The sequence below is a fragment of the Prevotella falsenii DSM 22864 = JCM 15124 genome (assembly GCF_000613945.1).
Taxonomy (GTDB): domain Bacteria; phylum Bacteroidota; class Bacteroidia; order Bacteroidales; family Bacteroidaceae; genus Prevotella; species Prevotella falsenii.
This window is the reverse complement of sequence record NZ_BAJY01000003.1, coordinates 56,996-81,684: the sequence shown is the minus strand read 5'-3', so window position 1 is coordinate 81,684 and position 24,689 is coordinate 56,996. Positions and strand designations below refer to the sequence as shown.

Below are 24,689 nucleotides of genomic sequence, written 5' to 3'. Positions count from 1 at the left end.
GCAAGGAATTTGAAAAAACGCTTCGTATGGAAAAGAAATATAAAATAGCAGTTGCCGGAACCGGATATGTAGGTTTAAGCATTGCAACACTGTTGAGCCAAAACCATGATGTGGTGGCAGTAGACGTTATAAAAGAAAAGGTAGACCTTATTAATAATAAGCTATCGCCTATTCAAGACGACTACATTGAACAATATTTAGCAGAAAAAGAGTTGCACCTAACGGCTACCTTAGACGGCGAAACGGCTTATCGCGATGCCGATTTCGTAGTGATTGCCACGCCAACGAACTACGACCCGGTGCGCAACTATTTCGATACAACACACGTTGAAGAGGTGATAGAACAAGTGATGCGTGTGAACTCGAATGCCATTATGGTGATAAAATCGACCATTCCGGTAGGTTTTACCGAGCACGTAAGACAGAAATACAACTGCGAAAACATTATTTTTGCACCCGAATTTTTGCGCGAAAGCAAGGCACTATACGATAATTTATATCCCAGTCGCATTATTGTTGCACGCCCGGAAAACGACGAACGATTGGACAAAGCTGCCCACGAGTTTGCCGAACTCTTGAAAGAGGGTGCTATAAAAGAGGATATTCCAACGCTTTTCATGGGATTGACCGAAGCCGAAGCGGTGAAATTGTTTGCCAACACCTATTTGGCTTTGCGCGTAAGCTATTTCAACGAACTCGACACATACGCAGAAGTGAAAGGCTTAAACACGGCTAATATAATACAAGGTGTGTGCCTCGACCCACGCATTGGTTCGTTCTACAACAACCCATCGTTCGGTTATGGTGGCTACTGCTTGCCGAAAGATACGAAACAACTGTTGGCAAACTACTCTGATGTGCCTGAAAACCTGATTCAAGCCATTGTGGAAAGCAACCGTACACGCAAGGATTTCATTGCCGACCAAGTGTTGAACAAAGCCGGATATTACGATTATAACGAACAGGGGAACTACAATCCGACAGTAGAAAAGGAATGCGTGATAGGCGTTTACCGATTGACGATGAAGTCGAACAGCGATAATTTCCGCCAGAGTTCCATTCAAGGAGTCATGAAGCGCATAAAGGCGAAAGGTGCAAAGGTGCTTATATACGAACCGACACTGGAAGACGGGACAACCTTCTTTGGCAGTTTGGTGGTGAACGACTTGCAGAAATTCAAGACGGAATGCGACGAAATTATTGCCAACCGATACGATAGCACATTGGACGATGTAAGAGAGAAGGTCTACACCCGCGACATTTTCCAATGCGATTAATACAACGAAGGAACGAAACTATTCGATGGAAATTGGGCAAAAGAGTAGCCCTCTTTCGCTAATTCATTAAGGGCAGTTACAAAAAATACTGCCCTTTTCTGAATGTTGAGATTAGGAACGTGGGGTATTTTTTTTAACAAAAAAAAACGCAATAACGGTGTAAACATTTTTCACAAACATAGCTATCGTGTAACTTATTATTTATCAACGCATTACAAAACCTATTGTTTTGCATTCTAAAACCGTAGGTTTTGCACGGTAAAAGCGTAGGTTTTACAACGCAAAACCTACGGTTTCGCAACGTCAAAGCGATTATATCACTTTTTAACAGAATTATCTTTACAATATTAAACCGAAAAACGCTCACTTTTTCATTAGCAGACTTGCTTAAAAACAATCGAAAGATTGCCTGATAAGCCTGCTTTCTTATGTCGGCTCACGTTATTAGGAACAAAACCTCTATGCCCTTACATTGCTACCTTTTGCCCATATATTTTTGTGCTGTCTGCTTGCTTCGTTGCGCCACTATAAACGTCCGCATCACCTATAACAATCCTTAAAATACTGTTTTTTTCGCTTTTAAGGGTTTGTATGTCGTTTTTATTTCGTACTTTTACAGCTTGAAATAGCTACTGAAAGCCCTTAAAACGAAAATAAATACCATTTACGGCGATTTTTGTTTGAAATGTAAAGGTTTGCGGAAAGCTACAACAGCAGAAAATAAAAATACATATATATAATGGACGAAAATCAGACAATAGACCAAGATCGTATTTTGAAAATAAACATTGAGGAAGAGATGAAAAGCTCTTACATCGACTATTCCATGTCGGTGATTGTGGCTCGTGCGCTTCCTGATGTACGCGATGGTTTTAAACCTGTGCACCGTCGTATCCTTTACGGTATGCGTGGCATTGGTAACTTTAGTAATCAACCTTATAAGAAATGTGCACGTGTTGTTGGCGAAGTGCTCGGTAAGTACCACCCGCACGGCGATTCTTCTGTGTACGGCGCATTGGTGCGCATGGGACAAGAGTGGAATATGCGCTACAAACTGGTGGACGGACAAGGCAACTTTGGTTCTGTTGATGGCGACTCACCGGCAGCTATGCGTTACACAGAGTGCCGCTTGGCAAAGATGGGCGAGCACGTAATGGACGACATTGAAAAAGATACGGTAGACATGGTGAACAACTTCGACGACACGTTGAAGGAGCCTCTGTGATGCCAACCAAAATTCCAAACCTGCTCGTAAACGGAGGTAATGGTATTGCCGTGGGTATGGCGACAAACATTCCTACACACAACCTGAACGAAGTGATAGACGGTTGTTGCGCTTACATAGACAATCCCGACATAACGGTCGAAGAACTGATGCAGTATATACCTGCTCCTGACTTCCCCACAGGTGCTTACATCTACGGATTACAAGGCGTAAAAGACGCTTACGAAACCGGTAAGGGACGTGTGGTGATGCGCGCAAAAGCAGAAATAGAAAGCGACGACCAGCACGACAAGATTGTTGTAACCGAAATTCCATACGGTGTAAACAAGCAGCAACTCATTGAATACATTGCCGACTTGGTGAAAGAAGGCAAGTTGGAAGGCATTTCAAACGTGAACGACGAGACAGGTCGCCAAGGTATGCGCATTGTTGTAGACGTGAAACGCGATGCCAATGCCAACATTATCTTGAACAAACTGTTCAAGATGACAGCTCTTCAGAGTTCGTTCTCTGTAAACTGCATTGCGCTTGTAAACGGTCGTCCACGCTTGTTGAGCCTGCAAGAATGTGTGAAATACTTTGTAGAGCACCGCCACGATGTAACCATTCGTCGCACAAAGTTCGAGTTGAACAAGGCTAAGGAGCGTGCCCACATATTGGAAGGCTTAATCATAGCTTGCGACAACATCGACGAGGTGGTACATATCATTCGTGCAAGTCAGACACCGGCAGAAGCACAAACCAACTTGGAAAAACGTTTCGAGTTAGACGAACTGCAATCGAAGGCGATTGTAGATATGCGCTTGTCGCAACTCACAGGTTTGCGTATGGACCAGTTGCACGCTGAATACGACGAGTTGATGCAGACCATAAAGAACTTGCAGGAAATTCTTGATAATCCGGAGCGTTGCAAAGAAGTAATGAAGGAAGAACTGCAAGAGGTGAAAGAAAAGTATGGAGACGTTCGCCGTACCGAAATCATTCCGGACGAACACGAGTTCAACGCCGAAGACTTCTATCCTAACGACCCGGTAGTTATTACCATCAGCCACCTCGGCTACATTAAGCGCACACCGCTTGCCGACTTTAAGGAGCAGGCACGGGGCGGTGTCGGTTCGAAAGGCGCACGCACGAGAGACAAGGACTTTACGGAGTTCATCTATCCGGCAACGATGCACCAGACAATGTTGTTCTTTACGAAGAAAGGCCGTTGTTTCTGGATGAAGTGTTACGACATTCCTGAAGGTGATAAAACATCGAAAGGGCGTGCCATTCAAAACATGCTGGCACTCGACCCTGACGACAGTGTAAACGCATTCTTGCGTATAAAAGGCTTAGACGATGAGGAATTCCTCGACTCACATTATGTAGTGTTCGCTACAAAATGCGGCTTGGTGAAGAAGACATCGCTGCGCCACTATTCTCGTCCACGCACCAATGGTGTGATAGCCATCAATATAAATGAAGGCGACGAGGTGGTAAACGTACGCTTGACAAACGGTCATAACGAGCTTATCATAGCCAACCGCAACGGTCGTGCGTGTCGTTTCAACGAAGAGGCAGTACGTACAATGGGACGTGTATCTACCGGTGTGCGTGGTATGCGCCTCGACGAAGACGGCGATGACGCGTGATAGGTATGATTGTTGTAAACGATGCTGAAACCGAAACGGTTATGGTGGTATCGGAAGAAGGCTACGGAAAACGTTCAGGCGTGGAAGACTACCGACTCACAAACCGTGGCGGTAAGGGTGTAAAGACGCTGAACATAACCGAAAAGACGGGAAAATTAGTTGCAATAAAGAATGTAACAGACGAGAACGACCTTATGATTATCAATCAAAGTGGCATCGTTATCCGTCTTTCAGTGGCAGAATGCCGTGTTATGGGACGCGCTACACAGGGCGTTCGTCTTATCAATCTTGCAAAGAAAAACGATGTTATAGCATCGGTGTGCAAAGTTATGAGTGCCGAAATGGAAGAACAAGTTGAAGAAGAAAGTCGTTCGCAGTGGAACAAAGCAAACGAAGATTTCCAAAACGGACTTGCAGGAGGTAACGAAGACAAAGCCAACGACGGCAACCCAGACGATGAAAGCACGGAAACGGCAGCACCATCGGTAGATTTTGAATAGAATATTAAACGTTATTGGAAAATCGTATATATTGAATAGAGAAAACTTAATAACGAGTATTAATCTTTAAATTATAAACTAATATGAAAAAATTAATCATGGCAGTGATGATGTTAATAGGAACATCGGCTGCATTTGCTGGCGACAGCGAACCATTGAAAGCAATTATGAAGGCGCAGAACTATGCTGAAGCTGCTAATCTTTTGCAATCTACTCTGAACCAACTCGCAGGTAACGACGAAAAGGCTAAGGCTTACAACCGTCTCTACGAATTGGCTATGAAGAAAGTAAACTACGAGCAAGGCATTCAGCTTGAGAACGAAACCCAACAGCAAATGGGTAAGGAAGGCAACAAACCGGTAGACGAAAAAGGTCTCTATATGGCTGTAGGTGCTGCTTTCGACTCTGGTGTTGAAGCCATTAAGTACGACAATCTGCCCAACCAAAAGGGCAAAGTAAAGCCTAAATTCTCTGCTTTGGTAGAGCAGGTGTACAAGCTCCGTCCAACACTTATCAATGGTGGTATATACTTTCAAGGTAAGGACGACAAGATGGCATACAAGTATTTGGCAGAATATGTAGAGTCAGCAGACTATCCGGAATTTATTAAGTTCAAGGAACAAGACCAGAACTTGTCAGAAATAGCTTACTTCGCAACTATCTATGCTTACCAAAACAACGACTTTGCAAAGGCAGAGAAGTATGTAGAGTACGCATTAAAGAACCAAGAACGCGCAAAAGAAGCACAAAACCTGAAGCTTGCCATTATGGGCTCGCAGTTGAAAACACGTCAGGATTCTCTTGCATACGCTGAAAAACTGGCATCTATCTATGCGCAAGACGAGACCAACGAAGCTCTTCTTTCAACATTGGCTTCTACTTACAACGCACTGGGCATGGGCGACAAAGCTATGCAGGTAATCGACAACCACCTTGCTAAAGACCCAAACAACTACAGCGCACTCGTATTGAAGGGTCAGTTTGAAAGCGTTAAGAAGAACTACGACGGTGCTGTTGCAGCATTGAAGAAGGCTTTGCCATTAGCAAGCGACGAAAGCGCACAAATTGCTATCAACGCATCAATCGGTCAATGCCTCTTCTACAAGGCTCAGGAGCGTGTTATGGCAGTGAAGAACTTGACCAAGGAAGCACGCGAACAGTTCAACGTTGTTTACAACGAAGCTATTTCTTACTTGGAAAAAGCCAAAGCACTTGACACTGCAAAGCAGAACAAGAACTTGTGGGCATATCCTCTTTACGGAAGCTACTATTTCGTTAAGGGTCCTCAAGCACCTGAAACAAAAGCACTCGCTGCTGATGCAGGTTATGAAGAATAATATTATATCGTTCCCCTTTTTGGGTGTGTCCGCATACCAAAAGGGGAAACTCTTTTATAAGTCCTATTCCGACATTGTTTCGTTTTTCGTTTAAAATACTTTGTCTATAAGCCCTTATGGAATAGAATAGGACATACAACTATCATGTAGGCTTATGAAGAAGTTAATAGCATTTATCTCATTTCTATCTTTTTGTTTTCTGTCGGTACAAGCGCAAGACAATAAAGCAAATGCAGCAAAACTGAATAAACTGGCTGAAACCGCTTATCATCGAGTACAAACAAATACGAATAGGGATTCGCTCACCGTCTATCGAGCTGTGGTAGATGGCATAACATACTCGCTGAAATGCGAAGAATACGACCGAATGCCTAATCGTAAAGGAAAGGTGAAGACTGAGTTTGGCGAAGAAAACATGCTGCGTGTAACAACATTGTACCCGATGCTGATAGACGCAGGACAGTTTCTGCTCAAGAACAGCTACACAAAGGTAGAAGGACAGAAAGCTTTAGAACTTTATTTAACCGCAAGAAGTAATCCAATGGTGATTGATATACCCGACGAAAGCGGTATAGCAGCATACTATTTGGCTTACGACTACTTGAAATCGAGAAACTTCAGAATGGCAGAAAAATATGCAGACATAGCCATGCAATATGAAGAAACGGCGCAAGCATCGGTAGAAGTTAAAACCGAATGCATGGGCGAGCAAATGAAAAATGCTGAAGACTCGTTGCAATATCTTGCCGTATTGGCAAAGTTATACGAAACAGAGCCCACTAATTCCAAATATTTCTCGTGGCTAATGAAGTTCTACCAACACTCTACAGCACGCTTTAATATAGAGAGGTTTATCGACCACCAGCTTGTAAATGACTCTAAATCGGCTGTACCTTGGATATTGAAAGGCGAAATTGCTATGCAAGCAGGCAGATGGGACGAAGCCATTGAGGCATATAAAGTGGCTGATGAACTTTCACCCAACCTTATCCCGATAGCTTTTAATATAGGTGTATGCTTGAACATGAGAGGGATGGAAATAAGGAACGAGGTGTTGGAGAAGCAGCAACAAGGGGAGCTTATATCGGAAAACGACTATATGATATATTTCGCTGACGCACGAAACTACCTTGAACGTGTGAGAGCCAAAGACCCACGACGCAACAAAGTAGACTGGGTAAACCCCTTGTATATGGCCTATACCCTACTTGGCGATAAGATAAAAGCACAAGAATTAGAAGCATTGACGAATAAATTTAAGAAGTGAAACGGAAGAATTTGAAGAAAACACTGTTATATATACTTATGTTTTGTCCGTTGTTGGTATTTGCACAGAAGAAGCAAATAGCAACAGCACGTGATTTATTGAAAGCCGGAAAAGAATTAAATAAAGCCGAGAAATCGATGCGAACATTGCTGGAAGACTCTGCCAATCGTACGAATACAAAGATTTGGATAGTGCTTTGCGATGTTCTGATAAAGCAATACGAACAAGGAAACGAGAAATTGTATTTAAAACAGAAGTACGATACGGCAGCTTTCTTTTCTGTTACAAAGCGAATGTATGAAACAATGGCGAGCTTTGATACTATTGATGCTCGCTTGTATACACCAACTCCGGTACGCCCCAAATATAGAGCACGACACGCACAACTGCTTAATTCCATTCGCCCGAACTTGTTTAATGGCGGCACATACTTTATTCATACAAAGGATTACAACACAGCTTACGACTATTTCGACAATTATATAAAGAGCGATAAGCAGTCGCTTTTTGTTGGTTACGACTACGAACACAAAGATGCATTGATGCCGCATGCAGGCTATTGGGCGATGTACTGTGGCTATAAGCTGAAAGATACGGAGAAAACAATGCGCCATCTGCGCTTGGCTGAACGTGATACATCAATGTTGAACTTTGTAAGACAGTATGAAGCCGATGCCTATTTGGTACAGAAAGACACTGCAAAGTATGTTAAAGCCTTACAAGAAGGCTTTAAGGAATATCCTAACTTTGCATTTTTCTTTCCCCGTTTGGTGGAATACTATGTCAAAAAGGGTGATAACGAAATGGCACTCCGTATAACGAACAAGGCTTTAGAGGCAGATTCTACCAGTGTGTTATTCCGTTTTACAAAGAGTACAGCATTGCTGAACTTGGGTCATTATAAAGAATGTATAGATATATGCTTACAACTTATAAAAGAAAACGATAAATTTGCCGATGCCTATTGCAACATAGGATTAGCTTATTTCGACCAAGCCATTGAGTTAGCTAAAACGCAAGAAAGCCGTTCTAAACGAGCAAAGATAAACAAACTCTATGAAACGGCAATGCCTTATCTTGAGCAGTACAGAAAATTAGCACCGAAAGCACGAGACAAATGGTTAGCACCGCTATACACAATTTATCTGAATTTGAATATGGGAAAAGAGTTTGACGAAATAGATAGACTACGGAATGAAAATAAATAAAGTAATAGAGAAGTTAGGAATAGAACTGAACCTGATGCAAGAAGCGACTTCAGAAGCAATCTTGCGTTCTAATAAAGATGTTATAGTATTATCGCCAACGGGGTCGGGAAAGACGTATGCCTATCTGTTGCCTTTGATACAGTTGTTGGATTCAACGAAAGACGAGGTACAAGCTGTCGTTTTGGTGCCGGGAAGAGAGTTAGCCAAACAGTCGGCAAATGTGATTCAAGATATGAAGGCAGGTTTAAAAGCAATGCCACTCTATGGCGGTAGACCGACAATGGACGAACATAGGGAGATGCGCAACGTAAAACCACAAATCCTTTTTGCCACACCGTAGATTGAACGACCACCTTGATAAAGGCAACTTAACGTCGGAAAACATTAAGTGGCTCATTATCGACGAGTTCGATAAGTGTTTGGAAATGGGTTTCCAAGATGAAATGCAGGAAATCGTTGGTAAGTTGCCGGCAGTAGAACGCCGCATATTGCTTTCTGCAACAGAGGCAGAATCTATTCCAAAATTCGTGAATATGGGGCGAAACATTCGCATAGACTACCGAGACGAAGAAGAAAAAGTCCCCAATCGTATTCAACTGCACATCGTTCGCAGCACAGAGAAGGACAAGTTGGAAACGCTTTCCAACCTGTTAAAGTACTTAGGCGATAAAAGCAGCATTGTTTTCTTGAATTATCGAGATGCCATTATTCGCACTGCTACTTATTTGAAAGAAGAAGGTTTCGCTGTTTCTATGTTCCATGGAGGCTTGGAACAGAAAGAGCGCGAAGCTATGTTGTATCGCTTTTCAAACAGTTCAACTAACATTTTTGTAAGCACGAATTTGGGTGCGAGGGGCTTGGACATTCCTGACGTAGACAATATTATTCATTACCACCTGCCCGAAAACGAAGAAGAATATGTACACAGAGTGGGCAGAACTGCCCGTTGGGACAAGCAAGGCAATGCTTTCTTTGTGCTTGGACCGGAGGAACAACTTCCTGAATACGTAGAACAGGAAGTAGAAACAATGGAACTTCCTGCAACGTTGCCCGCTGTAAAGCCTGCTCGTATGACTACATTATATATAGGTAAGGGCAAGAAAGACAAAATATCGAAAGGCGATATAGTCGGCTTTCTGTGTAAGAAGGCAGATCTAAAGCAAACCGATATAGGCAGAATAGATGTAATGCCACGCTTTACCTATGTCGCCGTTCCCCGCACAAAAATATCTCAAATTCTCAAAATGACGAAAGGAGAGAAAATAAAGGGGATTAGTACCGTTGTGGAAGAGGTTCGGTAGCAGCAGTGTTATAATGTTGTGTAATTTTCAATTTGTGAGCAAAAAAGAATGATTGCACAATAAAATATAATGTGAAAATATGCTTAAATATTTGCCTATATCAAATAATTTCTTTAATTTCGCAGACGTATAACTAAGTCTATACACCCCTTTTGAAAAAATAATAATGTAATAATAAATAAGTTCAACTAAAAAATTAATATCATCATGAAGAAGTACAATTTTGGTGCTGGTCCATGTATTCTTCCACGCGAAGTAATTGAAAAAACAGCAAGTGCTATCTTAGATTTTAACGGTATTGGCCTTTCAATCGCTGAAATCAGCCACCGTTCAAAGGATTTCCAACCGGTTATGGACGAAGCAATGGCTTTGGTAAAGGAAGTGTTAAACGTTCCTGAAGGCTATTCAGTGCTCTTCTTGGGTGGTGGTGCATCACTTGAGTTCTGCATGATTCCTTTCAACTTCTTGGTAAAGAAAGCCGGTTACTTGAATACCGGTGTTTGGGCAAAGAAGGCATTGAAGGAAGCTAAGTTGTTTGGAGAAGTTGTTGAAGTTGCATCATCAGCTGATGATAACTATACATACCTTCCAAAGAACTTTGAAGTTCCTGCTGATTTGGACTACTTACACGTAACTACCAATAACACAATCTATGGTACAGAGTACCACAAAGATTTGGACGTGCCGGTTCGTTTAATTGGTGATATGTCTTCAGACATCTTCAGCCGTCCGGTAGATGTTTCTAAGTACGACTGCATTTATGGCGGTGCACAGAAAAATCTCTCAATGGCCGGTGTAACATTCCTTATCATTAAGGACGACGTTCTCGGTCGTGTAGAGCGTGAAATCCCAACAATGTTGGATTATCGCACACACATCAAGAAGGGTTCTATGTTCAATACTCCTCCTGTGGTGCCAATTTATACAGCAATGGAGAACCTCCGTTGGATTAAGGCTAATGGTGGTGTTGAAGCAATGGAGAAACTTGCTAAGGAGCGTGCTGAAATCATTTACGGTGAAATCGACCGCAACAAGTTGTTCCGTGGTACAGTTAAGTCTGAGGAAGACCGTTCTTACATGAACATCTGCTTCGTTATGAACGACGAGTATACCGACCTCCAAGACGAGTTCTTCAAGTTTGCTACCGAAAGAGGTATGGTTGGTATCAAGGGACACCGCGATGTTGGTGGTTTCCGTGCAAGCTGCTACAACGCAATGACAATTGAAGGTTGCAAGGCTCTTGCTGAAACAATGAAGGAATTTGAGGCTAAGCACTAATTAACATTATTAATATAGCAAATGCACGGATAAACCCATAAAAGGTTATATCCGTGTACTTGCATTATAAAAATTTATTACTATGAAGGTTTTAATTGCAACAGAAAAGCCATTCGCAGCAGCAGCTGTTGAAGGTATCAGAAAAGAAATTGAAGGTGCTGGACACGAACTCGCACTTTTAGAAAAATATACAGAAACAGCACAGTTGTTAGACGCTGTCAAGGACGCTGATGCTCTTATCATTCGTTCAGATAAGGCTACTGCTGAAGTTTTCGACGCAGCTAAGAACTTGAAAATTGTGGTTCGCGCAGGTGCCGGTTACGACAATATCGACCTTGCTGCCGCTACTGCACACAATGTTGTTGCTGAAAACACTCCGGGTCAGAACTCAAATGCAGTTGCCGAACTTGTTTTGGGTATGCTTGTTTATGGTGCTCGCAACTTCTACAACGGCAAGAGCGGTTCTGAATTGATGGGCAAGAAGCTCGGTATCCTTGCATTTGGTAACGTTGGTCGCAACGTAGCTCGCATTGCCAAGGGCTTCGGCATGGACGTTTATGCTTACGATGCATTCTGTCCAAAGGACGTTATCGAAGCTGCCGGTGTTAAGGCTGTTGATAATCAAGATGCTTTGTTCGAAACTTGCGACATCGTTTCTCTCCACATTCCTGCAACTCCCGAAACAAAGCAGAGCATCAACTACGCTCTCGTAAATAAGATGCACAAGGGCGGTACCCTTATTAACACTGCTCGTAAGGAAGTTATCAACGAGCCGGAACTCATTAAGTTGATGGGCGAACGCGAAGACTTGAAGTTCATTACCGACATCAAGCCGGACGCTGATGCAGAATTTGCTAAGTTTGAAGGTCGTTACTTCAGCACACCTAAGAAGATGGGTGCTCAAACAGCTGAAGCTAACATCAACGCCGGTATTGCAGCAGCAAAGCAAATCAATGCTTTCTTCGCTAACGGCGATACCAAATTCCAAGTAAACAAATAATATTTAAACTCATATTGCAGATTATTAGGAACTATGCTCATACAACAGCAAAAGCCCTGATAGTCTGCTTTTATTTTATCCTATAAACATATTATGGCAATAGTAAAACCATTTAAAGGTGTTCGTCCTCCAAAGGAGTTTGTTGAACAAGTAGAAAGTCGTCCATACGACGTATTGAATTCAGAGGAAGCACGCGAAGAAGCTAAGGGCAACGAAAAGAGCCTTTATCATATCATTAAGCCTGAAATCGATTTCCCGGAAGGCACAAGCGAATACGACCCACGCGTTTACGAAAAGGCTGCCGAGAACTTCAAGATGTTCCAAGATAAGGGTTGGTTGGTACAAGACGACAAGGAACAGTACTACATCTATGCTCAAACAATGAATGGCAAGACACAATACGGTATCGTTGTCGGTGCTGCTTGTCAAGACTATGTAGACGGTGTTATCAAGAAACACGAACTTACACGCCGCGACAAGGAAGAAGACCGCATGAAGCATGTTCGTGTAAACGATGCCAACATCGAGCCTGTATTCTTCGCTTATCCTGATAATGCAGTGCTGAAGGAAATCACTTCTCGTTACGCTGCTACTACTCCTGAATACGACTTCATTGCTCCTATCGACGGTTTCCGTCATCAGCTTTGGGTGGTTTCTGACGATAAGGACATCAAGACCATCACTGAAGAGTTTGCAAAGATGCCAAGTCTCTATATTGCAGACGGACACCACCGTTCAGCTGCTGCCGGTCTTGTAGGTGGCGAAAAGGCAAAAGCTAATCCAAACCACACGGGTAAGGAAGAGTACAACTACTTCATGGCAGTTTGTTTCCAAGCATCTGAACTTACCATTCTCGACTATAACCGTGTTGTTAAGGATTTGAATGGTATGACACCTGCCCAGTTCCTCGAAGCATTGAACAAGAACTTCATCGTTGAAAAGAAGGGTGCTACTATCTATAAGCCGGCTGCTTTGCACGAGTTCTCACTCTACTTGGAAGGCGAATGGTACTCTCTCACAGCTAAAGAAGGCACATACGACAACAACGACCCTATCGGCGTACTCGACGTTGATATTTCAAGCCGTTTGATTCTCGACGAACTTCTCGACATCAAAGACTTGCGTTCAAGCGACCGCATCGACTTCGTAGGTGGTCTTCGTGGTCTCGAAGAACTCAAGAAGCGCGTAGACAGTGGCGAAATGAAGATGGCTTTGGCTCTCTATCCGGTTTCTATGCAACAGATTATGGACATCGCTGACAGTGGCAAGATTATGCCTCCTAAGGCTACATGGTTCGAGCCGAAACTCCGTTCAGGTCTTATCATACACAAACTTTCATAAGTTTACGGCATCATTAATTAATGACAGATAAGTACAGAACAGTACATAAAAACACAATTGGCGAGGGGTTTTATTCCGAAAAGAGGAGTAAATTCCTCGCCTTTGTGCATCATATAGATTCTACAGAAGAGGCTTTAGACATTGTAAAGCACTACAAAAAGAAATATTACGATGCGCGCCACTGCTGCTATGCCTACCGTTTGGGAGCAGACGGTGCAGAATTTCGTGCCAACGACGATGGCGAACCGTCATCAACAGCCGGCAAACCCATTCTCGGACAACTTGTCAGCAACGATATTACCAATACTTTGATTTGTGTAATCCGATATTTCGGAGGCGTCAAACTGGGCACGAGCGGACTCATTGTTGCTTATCGCGAAGCCGCTGCCGACGGTATAGCACACTCGGAAATAGAAGAAAAGTTCGTAGAGCACATTGTCCGCTACACTTTTTCTTACCCGATGATGAACGATGTAATGAAGATTGTGAAGGAAATGAATGCCGACATCGTTGAACAAAACTTCGATAACACTTGCGAAATTGTTCTTTCCATTCGCCAATCGCTTGCCGAACAACTCGAAACACGACTGAAAAAACTATCGTTCATCTAACAAGACTTTGTAAAAATAATTCTGTTAAAAAGTGATATAATCGCTTTGGCGTTGCGAAAGCGTAGGTTTTGCGATGCAAAACCTACGCTTTTACCGTGCAAAACCTACGGTTTTGGAACGCAAAACAATAGGTTTTGTAATACGTTGATAACGAGCTTGTTAAGCAATAGATAATCTTATGAAAAATGTTTACGGTTTTATTGCTGTTTTTCGCCTATACAGCAAGTTCTCTCCGATAAATTTCTATTGTTTCAAAAGATAAACCGATAAGACCTGCGTAATACCGAAAAATTCAGTACCTTTGCCATCGGAATGCGCAAAGGCAAGTATGCCTTGTGCACTTTTCTACACCTTATTATATATAAGAACTATTTAAAGTAAGACAAATGGACTGGAAAAAACTGCAGAACGGCTCGGATATTAGAGGCGTCGCGCTCGAAGGAATTGAAGGCGAAAGCGTAAACCTTACCAACGAGATAACAAGTGCTTTGGCACAAGCATTTACAGCTTGGCTGGGCGAAAAGAACGGAAAGGCGGTGCAAACCATTGCCGTGGGTAGCGATTCGCGCATTTCCAGTCCTGCACTCCGACAAGCCTTTGCCGATGGTGCAGCTGCTGTTGGTGCAACCGTGCTCAACTTTGGCATGGCGTCTACACCGGCAATGTTTATGGCAACGGTAGACGAACAACTTCATACCGACGGTGCTGTTATGATAACGGCAAGCCATTTGCCTTGGAACAGAAACGGATTGAAGTTCTTTACAGCAAAAGGCGGATTGGAAAAGGCAGACATTGCACGCATCTTGGAGCTTGCACCGCAGTTCATAGGTGCTGAAAAGAAAGGTAACGGCGAAGTGAAAGACGTTGATTTTATGGCTACCTACTGCGACATACTTACCAACTATATTCGCCGTGGTGTGAATGCCGGCGACCAACCGTTGAAGGGTATGCGCATTATAGTAGATGCAGGCAACGGCGCAGGTGGCTTTTTTGCCAACAAAGTGTTAAAGCCATTGGGGGCAGATACGACGGGAAGTCAGTTCCTTGAGCCTGACGGACACTTCCCCAACCATATTCCTAACCCCGAAAACAAAGAGGCAATGGCTTCTATTTGCAAAGCTGTTGTAGACAATAAAGCCGATTTGGGCATTATCTTCGATACCGATGTAGACCGTTCTGCCATTGTCGATAGAACAGGAAAATCCATCAATCGCAACGCACTTATTGCACTGATAGCAGCCGTGATATTGCGCGAGCACCCCGAAAGCACCATCGTTACCGACTCAGTAACGTCCGATGGCTTGGCAAAGTTTATTGCCGACCGCAACGGAAAGCATCATCGTTTCCGTCGTGGCTACAAGAATGTCATCAACGAGTCGCTCCGTCTGAATGAAAACGGCGAAGAATCGTGGCTTGCAATCGAAACATCGGGGCATGCTGCACTGCGCGAAAACTACTTCTTGGACGATGGAGCATACCTTGTGGCAAAGCTGATAGTAGAAGCTGCATGCCTGCGCAAGGAAGGAAAAGAGCTCCAAGACCTTATAGCCGACCTTCAACAACCTGTCGAAAGCAAGGAAATACGTTTCAAAATCGATACCGACGACTTTAAAAGCTATGGCGAACAGGTGTTGGAACACATCAAGGCAGCAGCCGAAAAAGAGCACGACTGGCAGTTGGTATCGCCCAACTACGAAGGTGTGCGCATCGCTTGCACGGACGAAAAGGAACAAGGTTGGTTCTTGCTTCGCCAATCGTTGCACGACCCGGTACTGCCTTTGAACATCGAGTCGAACGTCGAAGGCGGTGTCAGCCGTATCACCGAGCGTGTTCTTACTTTACTTGCCGACTTTAAAGCATTGAAGCAGTAACATACGAAATGGAGGTAAAAATAGTTTCGGCACGCCCCGAACAGTCGCCTGTCATAGCAAAAATGATAATGGAAGCTATGAACCACGAGTGCTGCCAATGGTTTGCAGGACCGCAACATACGTTAGACGATTTTTTCAATCTTATGAAAAAGCTCGTCGAACGTACCGATTCGCAATATTCTTACCTTAACTCCCTCGTTGCCCTGACGCCCGAAAACGAAGTTGTAGGCGTATCTGTCAGCTACGACGGAGGCTTGCTGCGCACACTCCGCAAGGCGTTCGTAGACAGTGCAAAGGAGGCTTTCGGTCGCGATTTCTCCGATATTCCCGACGAAACATCGGCAGGCGAATTTTACATAGACTCGCTTTGCGTGGCAAAAGAACATCGTGGCAACGGCATTGCCAAGCAACTTCTGCGTGCAACCATCGCAAAGGGCAAACGCATGAACCTACCTTCGGGACTGTTGGTAGACACAAACAACCCACAGGCAGAAAGGCTTTACACAACAGTAGGTTTTGTTCATAAGGGCGATAACCAATGGGGCGGACACACTATGCGCCACTTGGTGTATTCTTTATAACGAATATTGGGAAACAGAAGAATTATAAGAAATAAGCTAAACTTTCTTCGTTTGTCTCTTTTCTTTGTACTATCTTTGCACATAGGGTAACATTACAAACAGCGAAATATTAACAACAGCATAATGAAACTATTGCCATTAACTCTATTGCTTGCCCTTACAGTGAACGCAAAAGCGCAAACTTCACAGCAAGACTCTATCCATACGATTAGGGAAGTAGTGATTACAGCACGACTCACGCAGCGGGAAATAGTGCCCTCGCAAAGTTTGAAGGATGCAGAACTGCAACGATTGAACAGTCATTCCGTAGCCGATGCCCTGCGTTACTTCTCCGGCATTCAGCTGAAAGACTATGGCGGAGTGGGTGGAATAAAGACTGTGGACATTCGTAGTATGGGTACGCACCACTTGGGAATATTCTACGATGGCATAGAACTTGGCAATGCACAGAACGGACAGATAGACCTTGGGCAGTTTTCGCTCGACAACATTGACGAAATATCGCTTTACAATGGACAGAAAAGTGCCATCTTTCAGCCTGCTTCCGACTTCGGCAATGCCGGCAGTGTGTATATCCGCACACGCAAGCCCCGATTTTCCGCCGGTAAAAACTATAACCTGAAGCTGAAAGCCAAGTATGGTTCGAGCGACCTTGTGCGCCTTTCGGGGTTATGGGAGCAACACATTTTGCCCACTGTTTCTACTTCGCTGAATGCAGAACACCTTACTTCGAGTGGCAAATACAAGTTCAATTACCGCCGTGTAACGCCTAATGGAGAGGTTGCTTACGACACAACGGCAACACGAGAGAATGGCGACATACGCGCCGACCGTATCGATTTCAATGTAAACGGTATTTTAGAACGTGGCTATTGGAACACAAAGGTTTACTTCTACAATAGCCAACGCGGTATTCCCGGTGCTATTGTGAACAACGTTTGGCGCAGAGGCGAGCGGCAAGGCGACCTCAACTTCTTTGTTCAAAACCGTTTTCAAAAAGACATAACCGACCGTTTTTCAACGCAATGGTTGGCTAAATACGCCTTTTATCGCACGCATTACGTAAACAAAGATACCACACAGCTGCCTGCCGACAACCGTTTTTGGCAGCAAGAGTTCTACCTTTCCACTGCCAATGCTTACGAAATCTTGCCCAATTGGAGTGCTTCCGTAAGCTACGACTTCCGTTGGAACAAGCTCAATGCCGATACTTATCGCTTCGTTTTCCCCACACGCTATTCAAATTTGATTAGTTTTGCCACTGCCTTTGAGGCTCGTTTCCTACGCATACAAGGTTCGGTGTTGGCATCGTTCATACACGATAAGCTCCACCCCAAGACCCGTTTAATGGACGGAATGAAAGCAAGGGACAACATAACAAAGTTCACTCCCGCGCTGTTTATCGACTTTCCGTTGGTCGATAAGTATGCCAACGGCACATCAACAAAGTTCTCTGTGCGCACATTTGCTAAGCGCAGCTTCCGTATGCCTACGTTCAACGACCTTTACTACACCGATTTGGGCAACTCAAACCTAAAGCCCGAGAGTGCAACACAGTACAATTTAGGAATGGTTTTCCACAAACAGTACAACCAAAGCTTTGTGCGGAACTTGTATTTTCAAGCCGATGGCTACTATAACACCATACACGACAAAATCATAGCGTACCCCAAAGGACAGCAATTCCGCTGGACGATGCTCAATCTTGGGCGTGTTCACATTACGGGAGTAGATGTTATGGGTTCGATAGCGTTACAACCGCTTAGCGATTTCTTGATTACGGCACGCCTGCAATACACTTACCAAGACGCACGCGACGTTACCGACGATTCCGATACGTTCTTCAAGCACCAAATTCCGTATATTCCCTACAACAGTGGCTCTGCTATCGTAAACCTTGCTTACCGCAATTGGACGCTCAACTACAGCTTTATCTATTCGGGTAAACGCTACAATCAGCAAGAAAACATACAGAACAACTATATGCAACCGTGGTACACGAGCGACGTAAGTCTGCAATACGACTTCACAATCTTTGGTACAAGGTGCAGAACTATGTTGGAAATAAACAATATTCTGGACCAAAAGTACGACGTTATCCTCAATTATCCGATGCCGGGCATTAACGGTGTGGTTGGATTACAAGTAGAATTATAACAAAACAAACAGACTACGATGAAGCTAAAACATATTTTTTACGGTTTATTGGTTGTTCTTTTAGCAGCCTCTTGCCGCGAAGACGATACCATTATCTACCCTTCCGAGCACAGCATCGGCGAAGTAACGCATACGAAATATGCAGGTCTTTACATCTTGAACGAAGGCAATATGGGGTCTAACAAGGCTACATTAGACTTCTTGAACTTAGATTCGGGAAAGTATTATCGCAATATTTATCCGTCGCGCAACCCCAACCAAATCAAGGAACTGGGCGATGTGGGCAACGATGTTCAGATTTACGGAAACAGTTTGTGGATTGTTATCAACCAATCGAACAAGGTTGAAGTTGCCAACGCCCACACTGCGGTAAGCAGGGGACACGTAGACATTCCCAACTGTCGCTATTTGGCATTCCAAGGACAGTACGCCTACGTCAGCTCGTATGTCGGAAAGATAAACGAAAAGAGCGTTTTGGGTGCCGTTTATAAAGTAGACACTGCCACATTGAAGGTTGTGGACAAATGCACGGTGGGCTATCAACCCGAAGAACTTGTAGTACAAGACGGCAAAATATATGTTGCCAACAGCGGAGGTTACAACGGTATGTCGTCGTTGGGCTACGACCGCACCGTGAGCGTAATTGATTTAAGCACCTTCAAGGTAACGAAAACCATTGATGTAGGCATCAATCTGTTCCGCCTTCGCAGCGATAAATATGGGAAACTGTGGGTTTCGTCGCGTGGCGACTACGACCAAACACCCTCAAACCTCTATGTTATCGACAACGACAAGGTGGAAGACGTGCTGAATATCAAGACAGACGGCTTCGATATGATAGGCGATTCGCTTGTTTCTTATACTAACCGGCAAGGCAAACCTATATTCGAGGTGGTAGATATACGCACCCACAAGGTGGTGAACAGCAACTTTCTGAAGGTGCCGGAGAAGTATCCGATAAAGATTGCCTATGGTTTAATAATCCACCCCATTACCTGCGACATCTATGTAATGGACGCAACCAACTATGTTTCAAGCGGAAAGCTATTCTGTTTCGATAAATATGGAAATTACAAATGGCACACGCTCACGGGCGATATACCGGGGCACGGGTGCTTTTTATTAAGAAACTAAAAAGTATATACACAATGAAAAGATTTTATTTATCAATGGCATTCGTGTCATTATCGGCACTTGTAAGTGCTCAAAATTCACCTTACATCAAGGCAGTAGACGAGTATGTGCCCGCACCGGGACAATTTGTGAACGTGTTACCGGAACTAACTGCGAACGACACGCCCGAAACGGCAGCGAAAGCCTGCACCAACGACCTTGCAGGCGATAAACAAAAAGGTCTTGTTACGTTAGGTTCTTACGGTGGTTACATCACCTTTCACTTCGACCACCCTGTCATAAACGTTGAAGGTGCGCCCGATTTCGTTGTCTATGGCAATGCTTTCGAGAATAGTTCAGAGCCGGGAATAGTAATGGTAATGAAAGACGAAAACGGCAACGGAAAGCCTGACGACACGTGGTACGAACTGTCGGGAAGTGCCGATGTAGACAGTGTAGGCAAGGTAATATACAATTATGAAATTACCTATACGCCAAATCCGATGCAGCCAATACCTTGGACCGACAACCAAGGGCGTAGCGGAGCCGTTCAGAGAGTAGGCGGCGACTATGGGCATTTCCAAGAATATTACCCGCTTTGGATAAACAACCCCCTCACCTTTAAAGGCACATTGCTACCTAAAAACAGCTATTTCAACAGCCAAGGCTGGTGGGTACAGAATGCTTTGCGCTATGGCTACGTGGACAATCTGCCCAACGAAAAGACCGAAGGCTTTAACATAGAGAACGCAGTAGATGCCAACAGAAAGCCTGTAAAGTTAGACCAGATAGACTTCGTGCGTGTCTATTGTGCCGTAAACGACCAATGCCCTAAAGCAGACTGGGTGGGAGAACTTTCTACTGAAGTAAAAGGCGCAGAAGATTTGCACCCTACTGCTGCCAAGATAGATGCACCACTCAATTCTAACGAGGAAACAACCGTAATGGCTATTTACACCATTGAAGGCAAGCAAATAAAGGAATTGCAACGCGGATTGAACATCGTGAAGTTGGCAAACGGCAAAGTCAGAAAGGTCTTAGTGAAGTAAAACGAGCATAAAACGATTTAGATAATGAAGAGGAAACGGCAATTTGCCTTTCCTCTTTTTTCGTTTCTGCTTTCGTGCAAATGCAAGAATGGCCGATACCTTAAACCCCTATCATTCATTAGGACGCATTCGCTTAGATTTGTTATTACCGTTATGCTTCCTTATTGCTTTGGTCCGCTTGCCGACACCTGCGCAGCCGTTACATCTCGCCGTAGCCCGATACGTCTTCGATGAAATGCCGGCACAGCTGCTCAACAAGCGAACAAAACCGGTAAAGGACGCTAATGAACGATTGGGGTTAAAGGGTATTGTTTTCCCTTTCTGCTTGCGGAAGAAACCGAAAAAATCGCCCTTATTTTGTAAAGATAATTCTCTTAAAAAGTGATAATTGCGATTTGGCTTTGCAAAAGCGTAGGTTTTGCACGGTAAAAGCGGCTGTTTTGCATCGCAAAACCTACGGTTTTGGAACGCAAAACAATAGGTTTTGTAATACGTTGATAATAAGATTATTAGGCAATAGATGCGTTTGTGAAAAATATTTACAGTTATTTTAACGAAACTCAGCTATATTTCGTATGCAACAAAACACAAATCGGGTATAAACAAAAAGGAGGATTTCGTTACCGAAATCCTCCTTGTGATCCGCATGGGGCTCGAACCCATGACCCCAACATTAAAAGTGTTGTGCTCTACCAGCTGAGCTAGCGGATCTTACCAAACTCTCTTTTCAAAAGCGAGTGCAAAGGTATTGTTTTTTTTCTATACAGCCAAATTATTCTTAAAATATTTACTCATTTGAGTGAAATATCCACACATTTGAGTGAAATTTGCTTTTTCGCAGAACAGCTGCTACTTGCAAACAAGCAAATATCAGGGCAATGTAAGACACTACGATAGGCTTTATTCTTGCAGACTCTCGGCACTCGTTTCTATTTTCACCTCTTCCTCTTTTGTTACATAGCGTTTCCAGTAAGCAATGATGAGCGTTGTTAATGGCAAAGCAATTATCAAGCCAATGAAACCTAACAGTGCTCCCCACACAGAAAGCGAAAGCAACAAGATGGCAGGATTAAGGTTCATGGCTTTTCCCATTATCTTTGGTGTTACCACCAAGTCGCAAAGCATTTGTATAACAGCAAATACAAGCGTTGCAGTTCCAAACACCACCCAGAAGTTTTGCCCTGTATCGGCAGCTTTGAGCAGCGACAGGAATGCCATCGGAATAAATGCCAATGCGTGCATATAGGGAATTAAAGTGAGCACACCTATCAATATGCCCATACCAATAGCAATTGGAAAATCGATTATGGTAAACCCGATACAGAACAAAATGCCCATCGTGAGTGCCACCAAGCCTTGTCCACGGATATAATTATTCAGCTCTGCGGCTACATCTTGCATCAAGTCTGTCCAGAAAGGACGATGCTTCTGTGGGAAAATCCGAATGAAGTTCTTAACCAAAAACTCATAGTCGAGCAATATAAAGAATAAATATAATAAGGTGATGAACGATGCTATGACGCTTATAACCACGCTTGCCGTCTGCCCTAAGAAAGAGAAGAGCTTGGGTATGGAATTCTTTAAAGTTTCTGTAAACTCGGTACTGTTAAGGTAATGGCGTATCTGTGGCTGATACTCTTGTATCCATTCCCGTACCATATTCGTAATGCTGTTGCCGCTTGCAGTGCGTTGCACATATTTGTTTGCCACAACACTGAGTTTCTCTGCTTGGTCTATCATTGGCGGAACAATGGTGTAGACAACGCCGGAGATAACGGCAACCACCAGCAACATTGTGATAATGACGGCTATTGCTCGTATTTTGACTTTCAGTTTGTACTGCACGAACTTTACAACGGGGTCGAGCAGATAGGCAAGAAACCATGCTACGAAGAATGGCAACAATACATGGCTGAGATAATTTACGACATAAAGCACGGCAAATATCAAAGCTGCAACCAAGAACCAGCGTATGAATTTGTCGAAAGTAATCTTTTCATCAAACATATTTTCTTCCTTATTGAGTTATTCAAAACGAGTCTTATCAGGGATTGGAGTGTTTACGTTGCGTCTCCTCTGCCAATGCTTTTTGGTAGCATTCCCTGCACAAAGGCTCGTATTCCATTTGTTCGCCGAGCATCACGCGGTGGTCGTTGTCTACCAAACGATGGCTCGCATAGGCGAGTGCGCCGCATTTCACACAGATGGCATGCACCTTTGTAACTTGGTCGGCAACGGCACAAAGGGCGGGAATAGGACCAAACGGCACACCTTTAAAGTCCATGTCAAGTCCTGCCACGATTACTCTTACTCCATTGTTTGCCAATTGGTTGCAAATATCAACAAGTCCTTCGTCCAAGAATTGCGCCTCATCGATGCCGACAACTTCTATATCGGAAGCCAGCAACAATATGTTTCCCGACGAATTAATAGGCGTAGAACGAATGGCATTTTGGTCGTGGCTCACTACATCTTCTTCCGAATAGCGCACGTCGATGGCTGGTTTGAATATCTCAACTTTCTGTTTTGCAAATTTCGCACGCTTCATTCTGCGGATTAACTCTTCGGTTTTGCCGGAAAACATACTACCGCAAATAACTTCAATGCGTCCCTGACGGCGTCTTTCGCCATTTAAATTGTCTATTGCTACCATAATTGTTGCAAATATAGATAAATTATCCGATAAATCAATATTCGTGTTTCTGAAAGGTTGTTAAACGAAGGTTTCCAAGAATTTTACTGTTCCCGAGACTCTCAACGTTTGTGTTGTAGCAGGCAAAAGTACGGTCTCTCCTGCTCGCAGCTCCGTTTCCTCATTGCCGGTGCTAAGCGTGCATTTACCTGACAGTGCCATCAGCACGACAAACGAGTCGAGTTCGCTGTAGTCGAGCAGCATAGGCTCGTCGAGATCGTAAACCGATGTCGTGAAATATGGGCACTGCACCAATTCCACACCTTCGTTTTTGCGAGCTTCATACTTCGTCCGATAATCGTTCTCAATGCTATAATCAATACATTCTGCTGCTGCTTGGGTATGCAGTTGCCGATAATTTCCGTCTTTATCCTTGCGTTTAAAGTCGTAAATACGATAAGTTACGTCGCTCGTCTCTTGTATTTCAGCCAAGAATGTGCCCGCTCCAATGGAGTGAATGCGCCCTGCCGGCAGATAAAAGACATCGCCCTCGCCCACTCTATATTCACACAGTGCATCGGTAATGGTGTCGTTTTCCACCATTGCCTTGTATTCTTCGGGCGTAATGACATGCTTTAATCCGCTCAACAATGTAGCATCGGGCGCACTTTCCATAATATACCACATCTCCGTTTTACCTCGCTTCTGTCCGTTTGCCTGCGCTTGTTCATCGTCAGGGTGTACTTGTATGGACAGTTGCTTATCGGCATCTATAAACTTTATAAGCAACGGAAACTCGTTACCAAAGCGTTGATAGTTGTCCTTTCCTACAAGGTCGCCTTTCAGTAAAGCCACCAAGTCGTTGAGTTTCATACCTTCGTATTGCCCGTTGGCAACGATACTCTCGCTGTTTTTCACGCCGGACACTTCCCAACTCTCGCCTACTTGTTCCATTTCGACGTCGAGTTGCTTGAAAGGTATTATCTTATTGCCGCCCCACAAAACTTGTTTCAATATAGGGCGAAACTTTATTATCTCCATTCTTTTTAGGTTCTTCTTCGTTTATGAGTAAGGTGCAAAGATACAACTTTTGCACAAAAAAATCATAATAAACGAGTAGAAACATTGTATATCAAATAATTTCACTACCTTTGCACCGTTCAAACAAAGTGTTGTCTATTATGGCTGGCTGACAACCGATTGGGTGAACAAGTAATAATAGACAAAAGTTTGAGCGGGTTATAGCATTTAAAGATTTTGGCATTTAGGTTGAAACGCATCGCTATGGTGTGTTTGAATGGTATTGA

The 24,689-nt window shown here is 43.7% G+C and carries 17 protein-coding genes, 1 tRNA gene and 2 pseudogenes; 16 read left to right on the top strand and 4 right to left on the bottom strand.

Annotated elements, in window-relative coordinates:
- Positions 1-26 precede the first annotated feature (26 nt).
- From JCM15124_RS02115 to JCM15124_RS02040, 16 genes and pseudogenes are all read left to right on the top strand, one after another.
- Positions 27-1,277, top strand: coding sequence for a nucleotide sugar dehydrogenase (locus JCM15124_RS02115; RefSeq protein ID WP_024998098.1), 1,251 nt, complete (start codon positions 27-29; stop codon positions 1,275-1,277).
- 739 nt (positions 1,278-2,016) lie between these two features.
- Positions 2,017-4,636: pseudogene (gene gyrA / locus JCM15124_RS12905) on the top strand (DNA gyrase subunit A).
- A gap of 83 nt (positions 4,637-4,719) precedes the next feature.
- On the top strand, positions 4,720-5,973 hold the full coding sequence (locus tag JCM15124_RS02105) for a tetratricopeptide repeat protein (RefSeq protein ID WP_024998097.1): 1,254 nt from the start codon (positions 4,720-4,722) through the stop codon (positions 5,971-5,973).
- Positions 5,974-6,127: 154 nt separating this feature from the next.
- Positions 6,128-7,240: a tetratricopeptide repeat protein gene (locus JCM15124_RS02100; protein ID WP_024998096.1), complete on the top strand. Its 1,113-nt coding sequence runs from the start codon at positions 6,128-6,130 to the stop codon at positions 7,238-7,240.
- 38 nt (positions 7,241-7,278) lie between these two features.
- Entirely contained in the window at positions 7,279-8,448 is a 1,170-nt protein-coding gene (locus tag JCM15124_RS02095) for a tetratricopeptide repeat protein (protein ID WP_198019112.1), read from the top strand.
- Positions 8,435-9,749: pseudogene (locus JCM15124_RS12900) on the top strand (DEAD/DEAH box helicase). Before JCM15124_RS02095 ends, JCM15124_RS12900 begins: the two are co-directional and overlap by 14 nt.
- A 207-nt stretch (positions 9,750-9,956) precedes the next feature.
- Positions 9,957-11,027, top strand: coding sequence for a 3-phosphoserine/phosphohydroxythreonine transaminase (serC, locus tag JCM15124_RS02085; protein WP_024998094.1), 1,071 nt, complete (start codon positions 9,957-9,959; stop codon positions 11,025-11,027).
- A gap of 82 nt (positions 11,028-11,109) precedes the next feature.
- Positions 11,110-12,027: an NAD(P)-dependent oxidoreductase gene (locus JCM15124_RS02080; RefSeq protein WP_024998093.1), complete on the top strand. Its 918-nt coding sequence runs from the start codon at positions 11,110-11,112 to the stop codon at positions 12,025-12,027.
- A 93-nt stretch (positions 12,028-12,120) separates the two neighbouring features.
- On the top strand, positions 12,121-13,368 hold the full coding sequence (locus JCM15124_RS02075; RefSeq protein WP_024998092.1) for a DUF1015 domain-containing protein: 1,248 nt from the start codon (positions 12,121-12,123) through the stop codon (positions 13,366-13,368).
- A gap of 20 nt (positions 13,369-13,388) precedes the next feature.
- Entirely contained in the window at positions 13,389-13,979 is a 591-nt protein-coding gene (locus JCM15124_RS02070) for an IMPACT family protein (protein ID WP_024998091.1), read from the top strand.
- Between the two features lie 386 nt (positions 13,980-14,365).
- Positions 14,366-15,850, top strand: a complete 1,485-nt coding sequence (locus tag JCM15124_RS02065) for a phosphohexomutase domain-containing protein (RefSeq protein ID WP_024998090.1) — start codon at positions 14,366-14,368, stop codon at positions 15,848-15,850.
- 8 nt (positions 15,851-15,858) lie between these two features.
- Positions 15,859-16,431 carry a GNAT family N-acetyltransferase gene (locus JCM15124_RS02060; protein ID WP_024998089.1) on the top strand — a complete coding sequence of 191 codons (573 nt, stop codon included), beginning with the start codon at positions 15,859-15,861 and terminating at the stop codon, positions 16,429-16,431.
- A gap of 123 nt (positions 16,432-16,554) precedes the next feature.
- A complete protein-coding gene (locus tag JCM15124_RS02055) occupies positions 16,555-18,588 on the top strand; it encodes a TonB-dependent receptor plug domain-containing protein (protein WP_024998088.1) in 2,034 nt (677 codons plus the stop codon).
- 18 nt (positions 18,589-18,606) lie between these two features.
- Positions 18,607-19,722, top strand: coding sequence for a YncE family protein (locus JCM15124_RS02050; RefSeq protein ID WP_024998087.1), 1,116 nt, complete (start codon positions 18,607-18,609; stop codon positions 19,720-19,722).
- A gap of 14 nt (positions 19,723-19,736) precedes the next feature.
- The gene (locus JCM15124_RS02045; RefSeq protein WP_024998086.1) at positions 19,737-20,750 is read left to right on the top strand and encodes a hypothetical protein; all 1,014 of its coding nucleotides are present in this window, start codon (positions 19,737-19,739) and stop codon (positions 20,748-20,750) included.
- A gap of 88 nt (positions 20,751-20,838) precedes the next feature.
- Complete coding sequence (locus JCM15124_RS02040; RefSeq protein WP_024998085.1) at positions 20,839-21,135, top strand: hypothetical protein; 297 nt, start codon at positions 20,839-20,841, stop codon at positions 21,133-21,135.
- A gap of 253 nt (positions 21,136-21,388) precedes the next feature.
- Here the strand turns inward: JCM15124_RS02040 and JCM15124_RS02035 are convergent.
- The 4 genes from JCM15124_RS02035 to JCM15124_RS02020 all read right to left on the bottom strand — a co-directional run bounded on the left by JCM15124_RS02035 (position 21,389) and on the right by JCM15124_RS02020 (position 24,423).
- Positions 21,389-21,461, bottom strand: a tRNA-Lys gene (locus JCM15124_RS02035).
- Positions 21,462-21,650: 189 nt separating this feature from the next.
- A complete protein-coding gene (locus tag JCM15124_RS02030) occupies positions 21,651-22,757 on the bottom strand; it encodes an AI-2E family transporter (protein WP_024998084.1) in 1,107 nt (368 codons plus the stop codon).
- Positions 22,758-22,794: 37 nt separating this feature from the next.
- Positions 22,795-23,403: a thymidine kinase gene (locus JCM15124_RS02025; protein WP_024998083.1), complete on the bottom strand. Its 609-nt coding sequence runs from the start codon at positions 23,401-23,403 to the stop codon at positions 22,795-22,797.
- A gap of 60 nt (positions 23,404-23,463) precedes the next feature.
- Positions 23,464-24,423, bottom strand: a complete 960-nt coding sequence (locus JCM15124_RS02020) for a type I phosphomannose isomerase catalytic subunit (RefSeq protein WP_024998082.1) — start codon at positions 24,421-24,423, stop codon at positions 23,464-23,466.
- Positions 24,424-24,689 lie beyond the last annotated feature (266 nt).

Coding starts and splice junctions, on each gene's coding strand:
- JCM15124_RS02080 (WP_024998093.1), top strand. CDS start 11,110: ATGAAGGTTTTAATTGCAACAGAAAAGCCATTCGCAGCAGCAGCTGTT.
- JCM15124_RS02070 (WP_024998091.1), top strand. CDS start 13,389: ATGACAGATAAGTACAGAACAGTACATAAAAACACAATTGGCGAGGGG.
- JCM15124_RS02030 (WP_024998084.1), bottom strand. CDS start 22,757: ATGTTTGATGAAAAGATTACTTTCGACAAATTCATACGCTGGTTCTTG.
- JCM15124_RS02095 (WP_198019112.1), top strand. CDS start 7,279: ATGTTTTGTCCGTTGTTGGTATTTGCACAGAAGAAGCAAATAGCAACA.
- JCM15124_RS02075 (WP_024998092.1), top strand. CDS start 12,121: ATGGCAATAGTAAAACCATTTAAAGGTGTTCGTCCTCCAAAGGAGTTT.
- JCM15124_RS02060 (WP_024998089.1), top strand. CDS start 15,859: ATGGAGGTAAAAATAGTTTCGGCACGCCCCGAACAGTCGCCTGTCATA.
- JCM15124_RS02115 (WP_024998098.1), top strand. CDS start 27: ATGGAAAAGAAATATAAAATAGCAGTTGCCGGAACCGGATATGTAGGT.
- JCM15124_RS02100 (WP_024998096.1), top strand. CDS start 6,128: ATGAAGAAGTTAATAGCATTTATCTCATTTCTATCTTTTTGTTTTCTG.
- serC (WP_024998094.1), top strand. CDS start 9,957: ATGAAGAAGTACAATTTTGGTGCTGGTCCATGTATTCTTCCACGCGAA.
- JCM15124_RS02065 (WP_024998090.1), top strand. CDS start 14,366: ATGGACTGGAAAAAACTGCAGAACGGCTCGGATATTAGAGGCGTCGCG.
- JCM15124_RS02055 (WP_024998088.1), top strand. CDS start 16,555: ATGAAACTATTGCCATTAACTCTATTGCTTGCCCTTACAGTGAACGCA.
- JCM15124_RS02040 (WP_024998085.1), top strand. CDS start 20,839: ATGGCCGATACCTTAAACCCCTATCATTCATTAGGACGCATTCGCTTA.
- JCM15124_RS02020 (WP_024998082.1), bottom strand. CDS start 24,423: ATGGAGATAATAAAGTTTCGCCCTATATTGAAACAAGTTTTGTGGGGC.
- JCM15124_RS02050 (WP_024998087.1), top strand. CDS start 18,607: ATGAAGCTAAAACATATTTTTTACGGTTTATTGGTTGTTCTTTTAGCA.
- JCM15124_RS02105 (WP_024998097.1), top strand. CDS start 4,720: ATGAAAAAATTAATCATGGCAGTGATGATGTTAATAGGAACATCGGCT.
- JCM15124_RS02025 (WP_024998083.1), bottom strand. CDS start 23,403: ATGGTAGCAATAGACAATTTAAATGGCGAAAGACGCCGTCAGGGACGC.
- JCM15124_RS02045 (WP_024998086.1), top strand. CDS start 19,737: ATGAAAAGATTTTATTTATCAATGGCATTCGTGTCATTATCGGCACTT.